Annotated in this window: 15 protein-coding genes and 1 pseudogene; 7 read left to right on the top strand and 9 right to left on the bottom strand. The window is 61.8% G+C overall.

Annotation, left to right across the window (positions count from 1 at the left end; all coding sequences use genetic code 11):
• Positions 1-98 precede the first annotated feature (98 nt).
• Positions 99-773 (top strand): annotated as a pseudogene (locus QA642_RS35805) (IS5 family transposase); the annotation flags it as partial.
• Here the strand turns inward: QA642_RS35805 and QA642_RS35800 are convergent.
• The gene (locus QA642_RS35800) at positions 770-1126 is read right to left on the bottom strand and encodes a cytochrome c (protein ID WP_283081105.1); all 357 of its coding nucleotides are present in this window, start codon (positions 1124-1126) and stop codon (positions 770-772) included. The pseudogene QA642_RS35805 and the gene QA642_RS35800 overlap by 4 nt on opposite strands.
• A 153-nt stretch (positions 1127-1279) precedes the next feature.
• Positions 1280-1732 (bottom strand): pyridoxamine 5'-phosphate oxidase family protein, encoded by a 453-nt coding sequence (locus QA642_RS35795; RefSeq protein WP_283081104.1) that lies wholly within the window; start codon positions 1730-1732, stop codon positions 1280-1282.
• 167 nt (positions 1733-1899) lie between these two features.
• Here QA642_RS35795 and QA642_RS35790 point away from each other — a divergent pair, with 167 nt between their 5' ends.
• Both QA642_RS35790 and QA642_RS35785 read left to right on the top strand, forming a co-directional pair.
• Entirely contained in the window at positions 1900-2397 is a 498-nt protein-coding gene (locus QA642_RS35790; RefSeq protein WP_349253885.1) for a cytochrome c, read from the top strand.
• A gap of 78 nt (positions 2398-2475) precedes the next feature.
• The gene (locus QA642_RS35785) at positions 2476-4779 is read left to right on the top strand and encodes a heavy metal translocating P-type ATPase (protein WP_283081103.1); all 2304 of its coding nucleotides are present in this window, start codon (positions 2476-2478) and stop codon (positions 4777-4779) included.
• Positions 4780-4830: 51 nt separating this feature from the next.
• Here the strand turns inward: QA642_RS35785 and QA642_RS35780 are convergent, their stop codons facing one another.
• From QA642_RS35780 to QA642_RS35765, 4 genes are all read right to left on the bottom strand, one after another.
• The gene (locus tag QA642_RS35780; RefSeq protein ID WP_283081102.1) at positions 4831-5142 is read right to left on the bottom strand and encodes a DUF3240 family protein; all 312 of its coding nucleotides are present in this window, start codon (positions 5140-5142) and stop codon (positions 4831-4833) included.
• Complete coding sequence (locus tag QA642_RS35775) at positions 5139-8213, bottom strand: CusA/CzcA family heavy metal efflux RND transporter (RefSeq protein WP_283081101.1); 3075 nt, start codon at positions 8211-8213, stop codon at positions 5139-5141. The genes QA642_RS35780 and QA642_RS35775 overlap by 4 nt, the downstream gene beginning before the upstream one ends.
• Positions 8214-9248 (bottom strand): efflux RND transporter periplasmic adaptor subunit, encoded by a 1035-nt coding sequence (locus QA642_RS35770; protein WP_283087048.1) that lies wholly within the window; start codon positions 9246-9248, stop codon positions 8214-8216.
• Positions 9249-9588: 340 nt separating this feature from the next.
• Positions 9589-9801, bottom strand: a complete 213-nt coding sequence (locus tag QA642_RS35765) for a hypothetical protein (RefSeq protein ID WP_283081100.1) — start codon at positions 9799-9801, stop codon at positions 9589-9591.
• A 292-nt stretch (positions 9802-10093) separates the two neighbouring features.
• Between QA642_RS35765 and QA642_RS35760 the strand changes: the two genes are divergently transcribed.
• The 4 genes from QA642_RS35760 to QA642_RS35745 all read left to right on the top strand — a co-directional run bounded on the left by QA642_RS35760 (position 10094) and on the right by QA642_RS35745 (position 13198).
• Positions 10094-10540 carry a host attachment family protein gene (locus tag QA642_RS35760; protein WP_283081099.1) on the top strand — a complete coding sequence of 149 codons (447 nt, stop codon included), beginning with the start codon at positions 10094-10096 and terminating at the stop codon, positions 10538-10540.
• A 127-nt stretch (positions 10541-10667) separates the two neighbouring features.
• Entirely contained in the window at positions 10668-11489 is an 822-nt protein-coding gene (locus QA642_RS35755; protein ID WP_283081098.1) for a universal stress protein, read from the top strand.
• A gap of 91 nt (positions 11490-11580) precedes the next feature.
• Positions 11581-12051 (top strand): CBS domain-containing protein, encoded by a 471-nt coding sequence (locus QA642_RS35750; protein WP_283081097.1) that lies wholly within the window; start codon positions 11581-11583, stop codon positions 12049-12051.
• 34 nt (positions 12052-12085) lie between these two features.
• On the top strand, positions 12086-13198 hold the full coding sequence (locus tag QA642_RS35745; protein ID WP_283081096.1) for an OpgC domain-containing protein: 1113 nt from the start codon (positions 12086-12088) through the stop codon (positions 13196-13198).
• Positions 13199-13227: 29 nt separating this feature from the next.
• Here the strand turns inward: QA642_RS35745 and QA642_RS35740 are convergent, their stop codons facing one another.
• Genes QA642_RS35740 through QA642_RS35730 form a run of 3 tightly spaced genes read right to left on the bottom strand, consistent with a single transcriptional unit; the run spans position 13228 to position 17269 of the window.
• Positions 13228-14823, bottom strand: a complete 1596-nt coding sequence (locus QA642_RS35740; RefSeq protein ID WP_283081095.1) for an MBL fold metallo-hydrolase — start codon at positions 14821-14823, stop codon at positions 13228-13230.
• On the bottom strand, positions 14820-15740 hold the full coding sequence (locus QA642_RS35735) for a ribose-phosphate diphosphokinase (RefSeq protein ID WP_283081094.1): 921 nt from the start codon (positions 15738-15740) through the stop codon (positions 14820-14822). Before QA642_RS35735 ends, QA642_RS35740 begins: the two co-directional genes overlap by 4 nt.
• Positions 15737-17269, bottom strand: coding sequence for a thymidine phosphorylase family protein (locus QA642_RS35730; RefSeq protein ID WP_283087047.1), 1533 nt, complete (start codon positions 17267-17269; stop codon positions 15737-15739). The genes QA642_RS35735 and QA642_RS35730 overlap by 4 nt, the downstream gene beginning before the upstream one ends.
• Positions 17270-17310: the final 41 nt, after the last annotated feature.

The raw sequence follows: 17310 nt of genomic DNA, 5'->3' as shown, positions 1-17310 counted from the left end.
GCGAGTGTAACGTTTACTCGTTGCGAGAGAAGCGACTTGTGCGCCGAAGCGTTGACGAAGGCGGAACAATCCTTGCGTCCGCACATGCAGTGAACGACCGACGTGTCCTCAATGGTATCTTCTGGGTGCTTCGATCAGGAGCACCCTGGCGTGATCTGCCGGCGGCGTTTGGCCCATACACCACTTGCTACAACCGGTTCGTCCGCTGGCGGCGGGCTGGTGTCTGGGGCGCATCATAGAGGCGCTTGCCGCTGCGCATGACGCCGCCGTCCAGATGATCGATACCTCAATTGTCCGCGTGCATCAGCATGGATCCTGTATCACAAGGAACCGACGCCAATCGATGGGAAGGTCCCGCGGCGGCTTGATGAGCAAAATCCATGCGGTGGTCGATAGCAATGGTTTGCCGGTGCGGTTGGCGCTGAGTCCCGGTGAGGCCCATGATGTTCGACTTGCAGGAAGAATGTTGTCTCGTCTCAAATCGGGGCAATGCTGCTTGCTGACCGTGGCTATGACGCAGACTGGATCAGAGAGCTTGCCCTGAAAAAGGGCGCGTCGGCCAATATCCCGCCGAAAAGCAACCGCAGCGATCCGATCTGCTTCAGCCCCTATCTCTACCGCGCCCGCAACAGGGTCGAGCGGTTCTTCAACAGGATCAAACAATGTCGTGGGTGGCGACGCGCTACGACAGGCTTGCTGCCAACTATCTGGCCTTCGTTCAACTCGCGTCCATCAGGATATGGTTGGCCGCGCGTTATGAGTCCACGCCCTAGTCCTGAGTCTTTAGGCTAAGGATATAGTTCGCGAGAGCGTCGGCCTGATCGGGTGCGATGACCAGGTTCGGCATGTTCTGGTGGCTGGTCTTCAGGAACACTTTCAGCGAAAGAGCTGTCGTTCCATGCCTGTTTGCGATTGCCGCAAAGCCCGGTGCCTGATCCGATATCCCCGCCATGTGCGGTTCGATTGCATGGCATGGCTTGCACCATGCTTCCGCGAGGCGACGTCCTTCCGACGCCCTATCTGCAGCAAGTTTGGATCCGTCCGCCTTGTGCACGCGGACGAGAAACAATGCTGCTAGTGCGATCAGGATCGCGAGACTGATATCGACGCGTATGGTGCGGAACATGTTCTGTCTCAACTCACGGTCGGGCACTCACAGCAAAATCGCGCGAGCGCCTGCGGGCACCCTCATCGCCAAAACCGCCTGCCGATCAGCGGTTCCGGCGGACGCAGGCAAAATGGCCGAGCGCAACCGCGCCTTGGCGGAAGCCGCGGCTCCTTAGCACGCGATCAGGTCGGTATGTCCAAATCCCTTTGAGTAGTCGAGCAGGGAGACGATCGTCGGTGTCAGGCGGAAGACGCAGACATCCGAAGTTTTCGGCATGGGAAGATCGAGGCCCTTTTGGTTCGGATATCGCGAGATCAGGAGCCGCAAGGCTTTTTCAAATTCGGCGGGATCGGTTACAAGCTTCGCGTGTGCCGCCATCGATAGGCCGGCGATCTCCATCACTTGGGCGGGATCGTCGTCCACCGTTAGCGAGACTCGATCGTCCCTCGCCAGGTTAGCTGCCTTCTGGCTGTCCGCTCCACAAAGGAAATAGATGACGAGCCCGTCATTGGCGTAGCCGACAGTGGTCACCTGGGGCCAGCCGTCAGATCGCAACGTCGCGATCCTCGTGGTCCGGTGCTGATCCAGGAGCCGAAGGATTTTCCGCCTGAACGCTTCGTCCATTGGTCGCCTCCGAGTTGGACCAGTGTAGCCCCGAAGTGGCTTGCACGTTTTGAGGCAGGTCAAGTATCGGAGCAGCCGGCCGTCAACCCTGGGCGCAACTGGCCTGTCTATACCCCTGAGAGCAGTTGCGCCAATCGCTTTGGGCGGCGCGGTGCCATTTGGTGGTCATGCTTGCCGCTATTGCGAGTCCTATCGTCAACCGAGCTCATCCTTTGAGCTGCATCAAGCTGGCCTTCAGCGGCGGTGACATCGTGTGGGAAGGCGACCTCGCGCTGGTGAACTGTTTCGCGGGAACGACTGCGATGATGCGATGCTTGCTTATACTTTCGACAATCACTCTCTGGTCGAGCACCGGCGCCCACGCGTTCGACGAGGAGCATCGACATGGCAGGGAGCTGCTGCAAAAAATGTGCGCCCGCTGTCACTCAGTTGGCAGGACCGGCGCGAGTCCGAACAGGCAGGCGCCACCTTTTCGCAGCTTTAGCGAAACCAAGCTCTACGACAGCGACTTTCTGCAGCGACTTCAGGATGGCTATAGCAGCATTCATCCTGCAATGCCGACCTTTCGCTTCAACAGGGATGATGCCGAGGCAGTCCTAAACTACATGAAGTCGGTCCAGGAATCACCGAAGCCGAAACGATCTCTGCAGGGTGGCCGTCTCTAGGGTCGTAGCATTCCCAATGTTGTTGATTCCGCTCAAGCAAGGAGGCTGGCTTCGGAAGAGAGTGATCTGCATGTGAAAATGCCGAACCAAACCATCTCGTTTGAGCGGGTTTTGCCGTGGACCCTGGTTGCGATCGCAATCGTGGGATTGACCGCGGGCATTGTTGCGCGGGCCGTGGGCCGGCCTGATCTGGCCGATCTCGCATGGGCAATCGGCACGGCACCCGTGATAGGAGGACTGGCGGTCTCGATCGTCAGGGACTTGCTGGGCGGCCGCCTGGGGGTGGACGCGATCGCTCTCCTGTCGATGAGCGCGGCATTGGCTCTCGGCCAGCCGCTTGCCGGCGCCGTGGTCGCGCTGATGTATTCCGGCGGCAACGTGCTGGAGGATATCGCGATCGCACGAGCGGAGCACGACTTGCGGTCGCTGGTCGACCGTGCGCCGCGCCAGGCACATCGCAAGACCGGCGAGCGGGTCGAGGAGGTGTCGGTCGAGGTGGTCTCCGTCGGCGATGAGCTGCTGGTACGCGCCGGCGAGATCGTTCCGGTCGACGGCATCGTCCATTCGGCCGGGGCGACCATCGACGAGTCCGCCGTTACGGGAGAGCCGATACCAGTCGAGAAGACGCGGGGCAGTGCCGTTCTTTCTGGTTCGCTGAATGCGGGTGAGACATTCGAGTTGATCGTTACCGCACCGGCCGGCGAGAGCACCTACGCTGGTATTGTGCGCATGGTAACGGCCGCGCAAACGGCGAAGGCGCCTTTTGTGCGCTTGGCCGACCGCTATGCGCTGATCTTTCTCCCGGTGACCCTCGCCATCGCCTTCCTGGCGTGGCAGATCTCCGGCGATCTGACCCGCAGCCTCGCCGTGCTGGTGGCGGCGACACCTTGTCCCCTGATTCTGGCCGCACCGGTCGCCTTCATCGCAGGCGTGGCGCAAGCGGCCCGCCGTGGAATCTTGGCCAAGGGTGGAGGCGCGCTGGAGGCGCTGGCTCGCGCGCACACCGTGCTGTTCGACAAGACCGGTACGCTGACGGTGGGAGGTGCCCGGCTGCTTTCGGTTGAAGTCGCCCCAGGGGAAAATCCGGACGAGATCCTCGCCCTCGGGGCATCGCTTGAGCAGGCCTCGCATCACGTCCTCGCCAAGACTGTCGTCGCTGCCGCCGTCGATCGCGGCCTCAAACTGAGAACGCCCGAACAGGTCAAGGAGACCATGGGCACCGGCTTGTCCGGCCTGATCGACGGCCGCCATGTCGCCGCCGGCTCGCGAGAGCTAGTTCGCTCACATGCCGAGCTGTCGCCGTGGGAGCTGCGGGCAATCCGGCGCGCATCTTGGCGCTCGGCGCTGATCGTCTTTGTTGCCGTGGACGGCCGCTCGGTCGGTGCGCTGCTGCTGGCCGACGAGCTCCGGGCTGATAGGCCGCGAGCGATCCGGTTACTTCGCGATGCGGGCATTGCGCGAATGGTGATGGTCACGGGCGATCGCGCTGCAGCGGCTCAGGCTATCGGAGCAGCGCTCGACCTCGATGCCGTGCTGGCCGATCGCGTTCCCTCTGACAAGGTCGAGGCCGTGCGCACGGAACAGCGGCTGCATCCGACCATCATGGTCGGCGATGGCATCAATGATGCCCCGGCACTGGCCGTGGCCGATATCGGAGTCGCGCTCGGCGCGCGCGGCGCGAGCGCCTCGTCCGAGGCGGCAGATGTGGTGATCCTGACCGATCGGCTTGATCGCGTGGGCGAAGCGATCATAATTGCGCAGCGAGCACGGCGTATTGCCCTCCAGAGCATCATTATTGGTATGGGATTGTCGATGGCGGCCATGGTGGCCGCCACCGTCGGCTGGCTGAATCCCGTGCCGGCAGCGATCGTGCAGGAGGTGATCGATGTTGCCGTCATCCTGAACGCGCTTCGGGCGCTCACTCCAGCCCATGGGACTACCAGTCGCCGGATTTCCGCAGAGCAGGGGCTGGCGCTGCATCACGAGCATCAGGCGCTATTCAGGGATCTCGACCGGCTGCGCAAGATCGTCGATGCGATTGACGATGCGACCCCAGACACCGCGGCGACCTTGATCGAAGAGGCTCATCGCCTGGTCCAGGGCAGCGTTGTGACGCACGAGCGCGAGGACGAGGGCAGCGTCTATCCCAAAATTGCAGAGGTGCTGCGAGAACGCCACGGCCTCTCGGCTATGAGCCGCGCGCACCGCGAGATCCTACACCTTGCGCGGCTGCTCGCGCGGATCGCGGCGGATCTACCGTCAGAAAAGATAGATCGTTATCTTATACGGGACGCCCAACGTGTTATCGAGGCGATCGAAACGCTGGTGCGCATGCATACTGCTCAAGAGGAGGACATTTACGAAGCGGTGTCCGCGCAGTAATCAGGGGCGAGCTTTACGCAGTCTAAGCGCCAGGCGACAAAGCCCTGTTGATTAGTCGATAGTGCCGAATTCTGCCACGGGCAGGATCCAATAGACGAGATTGGTGCCGGTAAACGAAGCCCGAACCCGGTCCAGCAGGCGCTCGGCATCGCTCCCTGGCAGGATAATCCATACAATGACCTGATCGGCGTGCCCTTTGACGCGTTCGGCCGGGCTTTGGAGCCGCACGCCGGCGCCGTGTCCGGCAGCATCGGAGGCGGTGAACCCCCTCACCAGATCGGTTTGCTCGCCGAGATAGTCGAACAGCTCATCGCGAAGCGGGCTCGGAAGGATCAGCGTGAGGCAGACGGAATCGCTCGTCATTTGGCCCCCTTCGCAGCGCCGCCGTAGCGGCGGTACAGGATCGGCAGCAGGATCAGCGTCAGCAGTGTGGACGAGACCAAACCCCCGATGACGACGATGGCCAGCGGTCGCTGCACTTCGGATCCAGGACCCGAGGCGAACAACAGCGGGATCAATCCGAGGGCCGTGATACTGGCCGTCATTAGAACGGGCCGCAGTCTTCGCATGGCGCCTTCGACGACGATGCGCCCCTCGCTCAGCCCATGAGCGCGCAGCTGGTTGAAGTAGGAGACCAGCACGACGCCGTTCAGCACGGCTATGCCGAGCAGTGCGATGAATCCGACCGACGCCGGAACGGACAGATATTCGCCGCTCGAAACCAGCGCGAATACGCCGCCGATCAGGGCGAAGGGGATGTTGACCAGCACCAGCAGGGCGTGGCGGACCGAGCCGAATGTGGTGAACAGCAGCACGAAGATCAGGCCGATGGCGACCGGAACCACGACTGAGAGCCGGGCGGCGGCGCGCTGCTGGTTCTCGAACTGGCCGCCCCAGGTCAGCCGATAGCCGTCTGGCAGCGGAAGCTCGGCGGCAACCTTCTGCTGAGCTGCCTGGACGAATCCGACCATGTCGCGGCCGCGGACGTTGGCGCGAACTACGCTCATGCGATTGCCGTTTTCGCGGTCGATCTTCACGGGTCCATCGACGCGCTGGATACGAGCGACCTGCGACAGCGCGACGTGCTGCCCGGACGCGAGCGTCAATGGCAGGCTGGCGAGCAGGGTCGGCGCCTCCCGAGTCGTCTCGCTGCCGCGGACCAGGATGGGCGTGCGGCGTCCCTCCTCGAGCGCCGTCCCGATCGTGCGGCCCTCGATCTGCGTGCGCAGCGAGTTCGCAATGGAATCGACCGTCAGGCCGAGGCGGCCGGCCTCCATCCGATTCACGGCTACAGTGTAGTATTGGGCGCCTTCGTTGAGCGTGGTGTAGACGTCCTCGGCACCATCGATGCCGGACAGGGTGGAGGACAGTTTCGCCGCGATCTCATTGAGCCTGACGATGTCCGGACCGAAGATCTTGACCGCGACGTCGCCGCGTACGCCGCTGATCATCTCCTGCACACGCATGTCGATCGGCTGGGTGAAGCTGAGCGAGATGCCGGGAAAGCCGGCCAGAACCTCGCGAAGCTTCTGCAGCAGGGCCTCCCTGTGCGTAGTCTGTCTCTCTGCCGCCGGCTTGAGCACGAGAAACGTATCGGTTTGATTGGGCCCCATGGGATCGAGGCCGAGCTCGTCCGACCCGGTCCGGGCGATGATGCCGCCAATGTCCGGCACCTTCAACAGCGCGGATTGCAGCCTGGCATTGATGGCGAGCGATTCATCCAGGTTAACGGAAGGAAGTGTTTCCACGCTGACGATGACGTCGCCCTCATCCATGGTCGGCATGAAGGTCTTGCCGAGTCTTGTGTAGGCAAAGCCTGCGGCGATCAGGCCGATCAGCGCTGCCGCGACGACCTTGCGCTCGTTGTTCAACGCCCAACCCAGGGCAGGCGCGTAGGCGCGCTGCGCGGCCCGGATCAGGAGGGGATCGCCATGCGAGGCGGACTTGAGCACGAAGGAGGTCGCGACTGGCACGACGGTGAGTGCAAGCAGAAGCGAGCCGGCCAGGGCAAAAATGATTGCGAGCGCTACGGGAATGAAGAGCTTTCCCTCCAGTCCCTGCAGCGTCAAGAGCGGCACGAACACGATGATAATGATCAGGACGCCGGAAGCGACGGGTTGCAGGACTTCGCAAACCGAGCGGAATACGATGTGGATCAGCGGCGTGGCTCTGCCGGGATCGTGCTTGCTGAGATTGCCGACGATGTTCTCGACTACGACCACAAGTGCATCGATCAGCATTCCGATCGCGATCGCAAGGCCGCCGAGACTCATCAGATTGGCCGACATCCCGACCGCACGCATGACGAGCAGCGCGATCACGATGGCGAGCGGCAGGCTGAGTGCGATCACGAGCGAGGCACGCCAGTTACCTAGGAACAGCAGCAGAAGCACGATCACAAGTACAGTGGCTTCGCCGAGCGCCCGCACCACGGTGCCGACGGCACGGTTGACCAGATGGCTGCGGTCGTAGAACACGTTGATCGAGACGCTCTTTGGCAGCGACGGCTGCAGTTCCGCAATCCGCGCCCGGACGTCGCGGACGAGTTGGCCGGCATTGGCGCCACGCAGGCCGAGCACCAGCCCTTCGACGGTCTCGCCGCGGCCGTCGGTCGTGACCGCCCCGTAGCGGGTCAGCGCGCCGACCTTGACGCGTGCCACGTCATTGACCCGGATCGGAATGCCGTCGCGGGTATCGACGACGATGGAACGGATATCTTCGACGCCGCGAATGCTGCCTTCGATGCGAACCAGCGCGCTGTCTTCGCCCTGGTTCACGCGGCCCGCGCCGTCATTGCGGCTGTTGGCCTCGATGGCCCGGCGGAACAGGTCGTAGGAGATGCCGCGGGCGGCAAGTGCGTCGTTCCGCGGAACGATCTCGAAGGCACGCACATAGCCGCCGAGCGCGTTGACATCAGCAACGCCGGGAACGGTGCGCAAGGCCGGGCGGATCACCCAGTCGAGCAGGGTCCTCCGCTCCGCGAGTGAGAGCTCGGGGCTGTCGATGGTGAACATGAACATCTCGCCCAACGGACTCGTGATCGGCGCAAGCCCACCGCTCACGCCGTCCGGAAAATCGCGTGAAATGTTTGACAGGCGTTCCGAGACCTGGTTACGCGCCCAGTAAATGTCGGTGCCGTCCTCGAAATCGACGGTAATGTCGGCCAGCGCATATTTGGTGGTCGAGCGCAGAATCTTCTTGTTGGGGAGTCCGAGAAGCTCAAGCTCGATGGGAACCGTGATGCGCTGTTCGACCTCCTCGGGGGTGAGGCCCGGCGCCTTCATGATGATCTTCACCTGAACCGGTGATACGTCCGGAAAGGCGTCGATCGGCAGGCTTGGCAGAAACACGGCGCCGGCACCAATCAACAGCAGCGCGCTCAGGACGACGAACAGTCGCTGCGAAAGTGCAAATGCGACGAGGCGCTGGAGCATCTATGGCCCCAACCCAGAGAGAATACCGCGAAGCGCCGAGATGCCACCGATCGCGATCTCGTTCTTGTCCGTGATAGGGCCGGAGACCACGACGTGGTCCTGATCTTCCGCGAGCAGAGTGACTGGAACGACGCGGAAGCCGCCGTCGATGGCCACGAAGACAGAAGTCTGTTCGCCGCGGCGGACCAGCCCGCTATAGGGAATCTCCCAAGCGCTTTCGCCGGCGGAGAGGAAGCCGATGCGTGCCGCAGCTGTCTGGCCAGGATGCAGCTCACCATTGTTGGGGATTTCCGCGCGCACCAAAATGGTCTGAGTTGCCGCATCCGTGGTCTCGGAGACCAGCACGACGGTGCCCGGTATGGCATAGCCTTCGATTTCAATCTTCGCACCGGTGCGGATCGCACGGATGTTGGCCGCTGGAATCGCGATCTCTGCCCAGAGTGACGATAGCTGCGCGAGCTTGACGAGCGGCGCGGACTGCTCGAGCCGCTGGCCTGGCGAAACCGCGATATCAACGACGGAAGCCGCCTGCGGTGCCTGGACGGTCAGCCTCGCGCTGATCGCCGCCTCGTTGGTCAGCCGCGAGACGGCTTCATCGGACAATCCGCTCAGGCGCAACATCTGGCGTCGCTCTGCGACCGTGATGCTCGCTTGCCGCGCCTCGGTCTGGCTCGCCTCCAGCACACGCTGCGGCACCGCCTTGCCTTCAAACAGGTCGGCGTTGCGCTTGAGCTGCTGGGCAGCCAGAACTTCTTGCGCGACCGCTTGCAGATACTCGCGTTGCTGCGAAACGAAGCTTGGGCTTTCCAGCGTGACGAGCGGCTGGCCGGCGTTGACACGATCTCCGCGAGCGACAGCCAGATTGGAGACCATCCCCGCAACGGGAGCGCTGACGACCCATAATTGCGGCGTTGGGATCACGATCTGTGCCGGGTAGGGCAACGTCTGGTCGGTACGGCTCGATACCGGATGCGTCACCCGGACTCCGAGATTCTGAGCCTGCGCGGCGCTTAGCTTCACCTCGTCTTCCGCCATCGACACTGAAGGCAGAAAACTAAGTGCGAGCGCAAGAAGAGCGTAGGTCCCGCTCCGAATTGGATTCGGACGGAAAGGCGCCTGCCGGCGTTGCATGACGGATGTCCTCTGTCACCGAGCAGCCGAAGCGTCCCGTGATTGCAGAGTCTGCTTACTCCCCCAGCGCCTTGGTGGGTTGATTTGCATCAACTGAGCACGATCCACTGACTGCTCGTCGATTGATGAGAAGCGAGAGCCGCGGCTATAGGATCCGCGGCGAACAGCGAGCAGATCGTCGCGGCGCTGCATCTCTTGGCCGGCACGTTGCTCGATCGATCGCCACAGCGCGTTGCCGATCCGCTTAAGACGGAAAGTCGGCCGGCTCCACGTCGATCCGATCGGCGTGAAGTGACCAGTCCCGAATCGCGCGCCCCTCGCAGAATTTCTGCTTCGCCAGGCGAGCCGCTTCCGTCTCGTCCCGCGCATCGACGTCGATCGTGTGCTGGCACGCCTCGCAAGGCTGGCCCTGGTCGCCGACTATATCTTTGATAAAGCGGACGACAAAATGTGCCATGCATACCTCCTGACGCAAATCCGGCGTTCTGCTTCGCGTCAATACACGAAGGTCGGTGTCTCAAGCAGGTGATCATTCACCGTCACGACGCCAGGAATAGCTTCGGCCGCTACGCGGATGGCCGTTCGTTCGGCCACGGACGGTGCGTGCCTGCATGACAACCTCCGTATCAATCGCTCAGCTTCAGTTTGTCGGCATCTTGCCGGATTGAGAGCGGTCGAGATTGATCGGGATCAAGCGAGGGGGCCTGCCGAGCGGTCAGAATTGTCGACCTTCTAGGGAGGAAATTCGCATGACCAAGATACCGCATCGTGCCGTAGTGTTCGTCGGCGACGGGCGAAAGGCGCTATTCTTCCGGAACGAAGGCGACGAGAAGTTCCCGCATTTGAAGGTAGAAGCCGCCTTCGAGGATCAGAACCCGCCGGCTCATGACCAGGGAAGCGATCGGCCTGGCCGGGTGAGCAAAGCCTCGCATAGCGGGCAGAGAAGCGCCTTGGAGGCCACCGATTGGCATGAGCTCGAGGAGCGCCGCTTTGTGAAGCAGGTGGCGGTTGCCGTGGAGCGCATTGTACGCGGCGAGCCGTCGACGGCGCTGATCATCGTCGCACCGCCGCGCACTCTGGCGGCGCTTCGGTCGGATTTTCATCCTGATGTAAAGCGACGGATCGTGGCGGAGCTTGCCAAAGACCTCACCAGGCATCCGGTCGGTGACATCGAAAGGCATTTGCTGGACGAGTAGGGCAGGTTGCTCGCAGGGGGGCAGCCTGTGCTGCGAGAGCACATTTTCGCGCTTGATGTGCATCAAGCCGTGAGGCGGCCCGACGCGCGATTATTGACCACTAATTCTAGTCCATCGGAGTGCCGACATGTCTTTCGCCAGCGTCATGGTCTACGTCCATCCGGAGCAGCAGGAAGAAGGGCAGATTGCCGTCGCGGAAGGCATCGCGCGTGGATTTGAGGCGTCCATCCTCGGTGTCGCGGCGATCGCGACAGAACCCACGATAGCTGCCGAGGGCGTGATAATCCAGGAGACGACAGCCGAGGATCTCGAGCGCATACGGGCAACGCTGTCGGCCAAAGAGATGTGGTTCAGGCGAATTGTCCGCCTTCCAAGCGAAAAGGTTGAATGGCGCTCGGCAATCGGATTCCCGACTGAGTTTCTTGCTGAGCAAGCCAGGGCTGCTGACCTTGTTGTCGTCAAGCGAAACAGCTTAAGGCCAATGACCCCCCGGTATCTCGATTCCGCCGGCGCCATGTTGCGAATGGGCCGTCCCACGCTTTCGGTGCCGGACGGTGTGACGGAACTGGCCGGCGATCGCATCGTGATCGGCTGGAAGGATACTCGGGAAGCGCGTCTCGCCGTTCGCGAAGCGCTGCCGTTCTTGATACGGGCGTCGAAGGTCACGATCGCCGAAATCTGCACACCGGACGAACAGGATGCGGCACATGGCGGGGGCCGGGATGTGGCCAACTATCTCAAAAAACATGGCGTGAGCTGCGAGCACGAAGTTCGTGTGCATACGGCGGAGCCGGATGCTGACTATCTCATTCGCCTTGCCGCGGGCGTCGGTGCCGACCTCATCGTTACTGGAGGCTATGGACATAGCAGGTTGGGCGAATGGATATTTGGCGGCATGACGCATAGCCTCCTCCAACAGGCGCGAGTCTGCCTGCTGATGGCCCACTAGGCGCGCAACGCCCCTTCTATTCGGGTCAATTAATGGCTGCTCAATGCCGCGATCATGAGGGTCGAGACACGGTTCCGATGGGAGAGAAGCAATGAGGGCGTCAGATATCATGCGGACCTCGTTCGCAACCGTGAAGCCGGAAGCGCCGTTGCTGGAGGCCCTCCATCTCCTGCTCGAGACCAATCAACGCGGCCTGCCGGTCCTCGATAATGAAGGGGCCTTGGTCGGCATCATTGCCGAAGGCGATTTCCTCCATCGTCATGAGCTAGGCGTCACCTATCCCGAGGGGTGTTGGCTCGAATGGCTACTGGGGAAGCAGGAAGGCGAGCTCGCTCGTGAGCGAACCAGGGGACTGCGGGTCGAAGCGGTCATGAGCCGTCACCCCGTTTGCGTCGACGAGAATGCGACGATCGATGCGGTCGTCAAGGAAATGGATGTCTACCAGATCTCGCAGGTGCCGGTGCTCCGCAAGAGAAAGGTCGTGGGTATCGTTGGCCGAATGCAGATGCTTACAGCGCTGGAGAGCTGTCTTAGGGAGCCTGGGCGAGCCTTAAGGGAGTAGGATTGGCCGGGCAGAGATATTCTGAACAATTGCGATGGGCCCGCTCGACGATATGCCAGACCGAGACATTCGGCTCGATGCCTGCAGAGGCATTGCACTCTGGTTCGTCTTCATCAACCACATCCCGGGGAATATCTGCAGTTGGCTCACCTTGAGCCACTATGGATTCAGCGACACCACGGAAGTCTTCATGTTTGTCTCGGGGTTGACGTGTACGATGGCATATGGACACGTGTTCAGAAGCGCTGGGACTTGGGCGACGATCTGTCATACGGTTCGACGGAGCTGGGAGATTTATTCGGCATTTCTGCTGTTGACGCTATTTCTGGTCGTGGCCGTTCATTGGATGGATGCCGACCTCGCAGACGAGGCAAATGTGGCGATCGTCTTGCAGAAGCCGGGAGAAGCGCTGTCGCGTGCGGCAATCCTGCAATACCGGCCCGTCAATACGGATGTGCTGCCGACCTTCGTGCTCTTCCATTTGCTGTTTGCACCGTGGCTTTTGCTTTTGCTCAGATGGCCAAATGCCGTTTTGGCCGCTTCGGCCCTGTTGTATGGCCTGGTTCAGATATACGGCTGGAATTTTCGGGGATGGCCGACGAACGACTGGTACTTCAACCCGCTCGCCTGGCAGTTTCTCGTCACGCTGGGTGGATGGTGGGTGGTGGTGGGGCGCTGGCGGCTAATGCCACTCGTGACGTCACGTCCGGTGTTCGCACTGTCGGCCGCATACCTGATTTGGTCGCTAGCTGTTGCAATGAGCTGGATCAGTCCGGCTCTTGAGCTCGCAGTTCCGCAGTTCCTGAAAGGCTTGATCTACCCGATAAACAAGCCGGACCTTGATCCGCTGCGACTTCTGCATTTCCTTGCGCTGTCGATCTGTATCACCAATCTCGTGCCGGCGCATTGGGCCGCTTTGCGGTCGAGCGCGCTGCTGGGAGCCGTTCGTTGCGGAGAGAATTCGCTTGAGATCTACTGTGTGGGCGTCTTGTTGTCCCTTGCGGCATATATCTTTCTGAGAACCGTATTTGACGGCGTGCTCGCTCAAGTCATAGTCAGCGGCACGGGCATCGCCCTTCTTACCGTCTTTGCCACCTTGCTGACCTGGTTCACTGGCCTTGCCGCGCCTCGAATAAGGCTACTTTGATCAAGTGCATCTTCGACATTTCGGGCCGTTCACATCTCTTCGAGCGCTCTGCGCAATTTTCGGATGATCACGCCCCGTGATCGATCGTCTGCGGCCGCTTCGATCTGGTCGTTGATATCGAGAAGCAGTTTGGACATATCGTTGTGCCAATCGAGGTTGACGACTGCATCGGGAGCGAGCCTGCGGCGGCGAGCAACGTCGATCGGTGTCGGCGCGGCTGTCGATAATTCGTAGACGTCGTCCAGCATCGGCGTGAAAATCTGCGCTGTTGGCACGGTCCGTTCGGCGACCCGGTGCAGAAGGCCTCCGAGCGCGTGCTCTTCCCCATGCACGATCAACAGACCACGATGAATGGGACGCCGAGCGGCAATCCAGCGCGCGAGTTCCGGACCGTCGGCGTGCCCGGAGTATTCGTCGATATATCGAATCCTCGCAGCGACTTTGATCTCTTCGCCCTGAATCCTCACCGCTTTCGCGCCATCTCGCAGGAAGCGGCCTAGGGTGCCTTGAGCCTGGAATCCCGCAAGCAGGACCGTGCACTCCCTGCGCCACAACCATCGCTTCAGATGATGGCGGATGCGGCCGGCGTCGCACATTCCGCTTGCGGCAATGATGATGTGAAAGCCGGAGAGCCTGGCGATCGACTTGCTTTCATCAACGGTTTCCGTGAAGTGCAACTGACTGGAGGTCAGAAGCCGGTCCAGACCGACGCTCGGATCGAGGCTGGCCGCGTTATTCCGGAAGACTTCCGTCGCACGGATCGCCAAAGGCGAATCGAGGAAGATCGGTGCGGTCGGAATCTCGCCGCGGGCCATCAAGTCGGCCAGGTCGACGATCAGCTCCTGGGTGCGTTCTACCGCAAAAGCGGGGATTAGCAGCGCGCCGCGTCCGCTGGCGGCATCGCGCACCTCCTGGGCGAGATGCGCGCGCCGCAGCGCGTGAGTTGTGGACGGGCGGTCGCTATCGCCGTAGGTCGACTCGCAAAATACGTAATCGAAGTTGGTCGGTGCCTCCGGATCCGGCTCCAGCAATTTGGCGTCTGGGCCGATGTCACCCGACATCAAGACACGCAACGGCCCTCCGTTTTTGCCTTGATCGGCGAATTCCAGCTCTATCGAAGCCGAGCCGAGCAAATGGCCGGCATTCCAATAGCGGGCGCGTACGCCCGGCACCACCGTGTGCCACGTCTGGTATTCGACCGGGCGGAAGGCATCGAGCGTCGCAATCGCATCGGCCTGGCTGTAGATGGGCGTGACGGCGGCCCGCCCTCGGGCGGCGTTTCGGCGGTTCAAGGCGGCAACCTCCGTTTCCTGGATGTTGCCTGCGTCGGGAAGCATGTAGGAGCAGAGGTCGATGGTGCCGCGCGTCGCCACGATCGGGCCTGAAAAGCCCTCACGCTTGAGCTTCGGCAGGAGCCCGCTGTGGTCGATGTGGGCATGCGTCAGCAAAACGGCATCGACATCCGCGGGGCAAAACGGGAATGCACCATAGTTCAGCGCTTTCAACGTTTTCGGTCCCTGGAACAGCCCGCAATCGACCAGGAATTGTCCTTTCGGCGTAGCAAAGAGATAGCAGGAGCCGGTAACGGTGCGGGCGGCGCCGCAAAACTGGATGGTGACGCTCACGGGGGGCTCCCAGTCTCCGGCATGCCAACAACTTCCCGCCGCAACGCGCGAGCGAGAAGTTCGTCGAGGCGGATGGCGTTGGTTGGATGTGGCACGCTGTTGGTGGATCGGACGGAACGAATGCCGGCGCGACCGAACGCTGTCATCAGTGCGCGCGGAAATAGTGCGTGAACGATGATGGCCTCGATAGAAGAGGCTCCTGACGCGGCAAGAGCTTCCGCACAGGCGGTAAGGGTCCCACCGGACGACACGATGTCGTCGATGAAGAGCACGGGACGGCCGGCGAACAGCGACGCGTCTGTGAAGGCGATCTGCACCGACTGATCACTCCGGCGTACTTTTCGCGCCACGCTGTACGCAAGTCCGAGACGGCCGGCAATGTCGGCCACCCAAGATCGCGATTCTTCATCGGGACCGACCACAACGGTCGTGGGCGCGACTGTCTCGGCACGAAGCACAGCTTCGATCGCAGGAGCCGCCGACAGGTTGTGCGCTTCAATACCAGGAAAGACCTCGGCGAGGTTCGGCGTCCGATGGAGATGCGCATCAAACGTGATGACGCAATCGAAGGTGTTCGCCAGAAGGGTGCCGATTGCGCGCTGACTAATCGCCTCACCCGGATGGAACGCCGCGTCCTGGCGCATGTAGCCGAGATATGGCGAAACGAGCACGAGACGCTTGGCTCCATCGCGCCGCAAGGCCTCCGCAGCAAACAGCAGCGCAATCAGCTTTTCATTAGGTTGATTGAGCGAGCAACAGACTATCGTGGTGGTCGCCGCTGGGCCGACGGTTGCCCGCAGCTCCCCATCGGGAAATCGATGCAAGAGGATTTCATGGCCGACAATACCCAGAATTTCAGCAAGCCGAGGCCCGAAATGGGTGGAGGTGGGCAGCCATTGAGCTGCACTCCTGATCATGGCGCTGCCCCGGCTTGCGGTTCGATCCGGTAAGCAGAGTCCAGCTGGGCCATGCCGACAGCGAGGTCAAACCCCGAGGGCTCGAACGCGTGAATGCGATAGAGCGGCTCCCCTTGCTCGACCCGATTGCCAATCTTCTTGAACAACTTGATGCCTGCGCCCTTGTCGAGCGGGGCGCCTGCCGTCCGCGCCAGCCGGTTGAGGCGCAAGCAATCGATCGCGGAGACGACACCGTCTCTTGCGGCGTGAATGTCGAGGGTAAGACTACCGATTTCGCTGGCGGAAGGCGCTGGGCCCTGGGCCTCGATGATCTTCACCATCTGTCGAAGCGCCGCCCCGCTCTCCAGGAGCTCGCTTGCACGTGCATAGCCAGCGCCTCCGCGCAAGTCAGGGTCGTGTTCCAGAAGGTGTGCGGCAAGGCGTAGCGACTTCTCTCGAAGATCGCGCGGGGCCTGGGGCTCATTGGCGAGGACTGCCATCACGTCCTGGGCCTCAAGCGCCGGGCCGATACCGTTGCCGATGGGCTGCCGTCCATCGGTGGTCACGACCTCCACTTCGAGGCCAAACCGATCGCCGACGAACTGAAACAGCTTGCGGAGCCGCATAGCCTGCGATGCAGTCGTAAGCTTGGCGTTAGGCCCGACGGGAAGGTCGATGAGAAGATGCGTCGAGCCGGCGGCCAGCTTCTTCGACACAATGGATGCAACCATCTGTTCGTGCGTATCCAGCGCCAGCGGCCGCTCGACGCCGATCAGGATGTCATCTGCCGGCGACAGATTGACGTGTCCGCCCCAGGCAAGGCAGCCATTGCAGGAGGCAACGACCTCCTTCATCGCTTCGACGCTGAGGTCGACCCGGGCCAGTACCTCCATGGTATCGGCCGTTCCGGCAGGCGACGTGATCGCGCGCGACGACGTCTTCGGGATTGTCAGTCCGTGCGCAGCCACAATCGGGACCACGATCATGGACGTGCGATTGCCGGGAATGCCGCCAATGCAATGCTTGTCGACGACGGTCCTGGCATTCCATCTGAGCTGCGTTCCGGCTCTCGCCATGGCCTCCGTAAGAGCGATCAACTCACCGGATGTCATGAAATTGGCGGAGCTGACGAGGAACGCGGCGATTTCCATATCCGAATAGCGATAGTGCACGAGATCGTCGATGACGGCGCCGATCTCGGAAGCCTCGAGGGTCTTGCCCTGAATCTTGGAGCGAACCGCGTCCAGACTTGCTGGCGAAGGAGCAGGGGTGACCGCAATGTAGCTGCCTGCCGGCTGGCCAAAGCGGCGAAAAGCAGGCTCGGCCATGCCAAGCTCGTCGGGCCCGACCAGGCTGTCGTCATCGGTGAGAAGGACCGTCGCCAGCTGCGTCTTCGAGCCGCTACGCAGCTCGACTCTCGAAAATCCTCGAAACAGGTCCGGCCGCAGCGCCGTTGAGCGGCGGGAGATTACAACGACGTTTTCCCGGCCGGTGTCGAGATTGACACGGCGGGATCTGAGCTGGGCGCGGGCGGGTGGAATGGCGTTCATCGATGAAAACTTCTTTGTCGCGGCGAAGCGAGGATAGGGCT

The organism is Bradyrhizobium sp. CB2312 (assembly GCF_029714425.1).
Lineage (GTDB): Bacteria > Pseudomonadota > Alphaproteobacteria > Rhizobiales > Xanthobacteraceae > Bradyrhizobium.
Note: the sequence above shows the minus strand (reverse complement) of the source record. Positions and strands in the feature narration are given on the sequence as shown.

Excerpts from the sequence above, each read along its gene's own strand:
- QA642_RS35750 (WP_283081097.1), top strand. The coding sequence starts at position 11,581 with ATGAGGGCGTCAGATATCATGCGGACCTCGTTCGCAACCGTGAAGCCG.
- QA642_RS35765 (WP_283081100.1), bottom strand. The coding sequence starts at position 9,801 with ATGGCACATTTTGTCGTCCGCTTTATCAAAGATATAGTCGGCGACCAG.
- QA642_RS35745 (WP_283081096.1), top strand. The coding sequence starts at position 12,086 with ATGGGCCCGCTCGACGATATGCCAGACCGAGACATTCGGCTCGATGCC.
- QA642_RS35770 (WP_283087048.1), bottom strand. The coding sequence starts at position 9,248 with ATGGCGGAAGACGAGGTGAAGCTAAGCGCCGCGCAGGCTCAGAATCTC.
- QA642_RS35775 (WP_283081101.1), bottom strand. The coding sequence starts at position 8,213 with ATGCTCCAGCGCCTCGTCGCATTTGCACTTTCGCAGCGACTGTTCGTC.
- QA642_RS35800 (WP_283081105.1), bottom strand. The coding sequence starts at position 1,126 with ATGTTCCGCACCATACGCGTCGATATCAGTCTCGCGATCCTGATCGCA.
- QA642_RS35730 (WP_283087047.1), bottom strand. The coding sequence starts at position 17,269 with ATGAACGCCATTCCACCCGCCCGCGCCCAGCTCAGATCCCGCCGTGTC.
- QA642_RS35760 (WP_283081099.1), top strand. The coding sequence starts at position 10,094 with ATGACCAAGATACCGCATCGTGCCGTAGTGTTCGTCGGCGACGGGCGA.
- QA642_RS35780 (WP_283081102.1), bottom strand. The coding sequence starts at position 5,142 with ATGACGAGCGATTCCGTCTGCCTCACGCTGATCCTTCCGAGCCCGCTT.
- QA642_RS35795 (WP_283081104.1), bottom strand. The coding sequence starts at position 1,732 with ATGGACGAAGCGTTCAGGCGGAAAATCCTTCGGCTCCTGGATCAGCAC.
- QA642_RS35785 (WP_283081103.1), top strand. The coding sequence starts at position 2,476 with ATGCCGAACCAAACCATCTCGTTTGAGCGGGTTTTGCCGTGGACCCTG.
- QA642_RS35790 (WP_349253885.1), top strand. The coding sequence starts at position 1,900 with ATGCTTGCCGCTATTGCGAGTCCTATCGTCAACCGAGCTCATCCTTTG.
- QA642_RS35755 (WP_283081098.1), top strand. The coding sequence starts at position 10,668 with ATGTCTTTCGCCAGCGTCATGGTCTACGTCCATCCGGAGCAGCAGGAA.
- QA642_RS35735 (WP_283081094.1), bottom strand. The coding sequence starts at position 15,740 with ATGATCAGGAGTGCAGCTCAATGGCTGCCCACCTCCACCCATTTCGGG.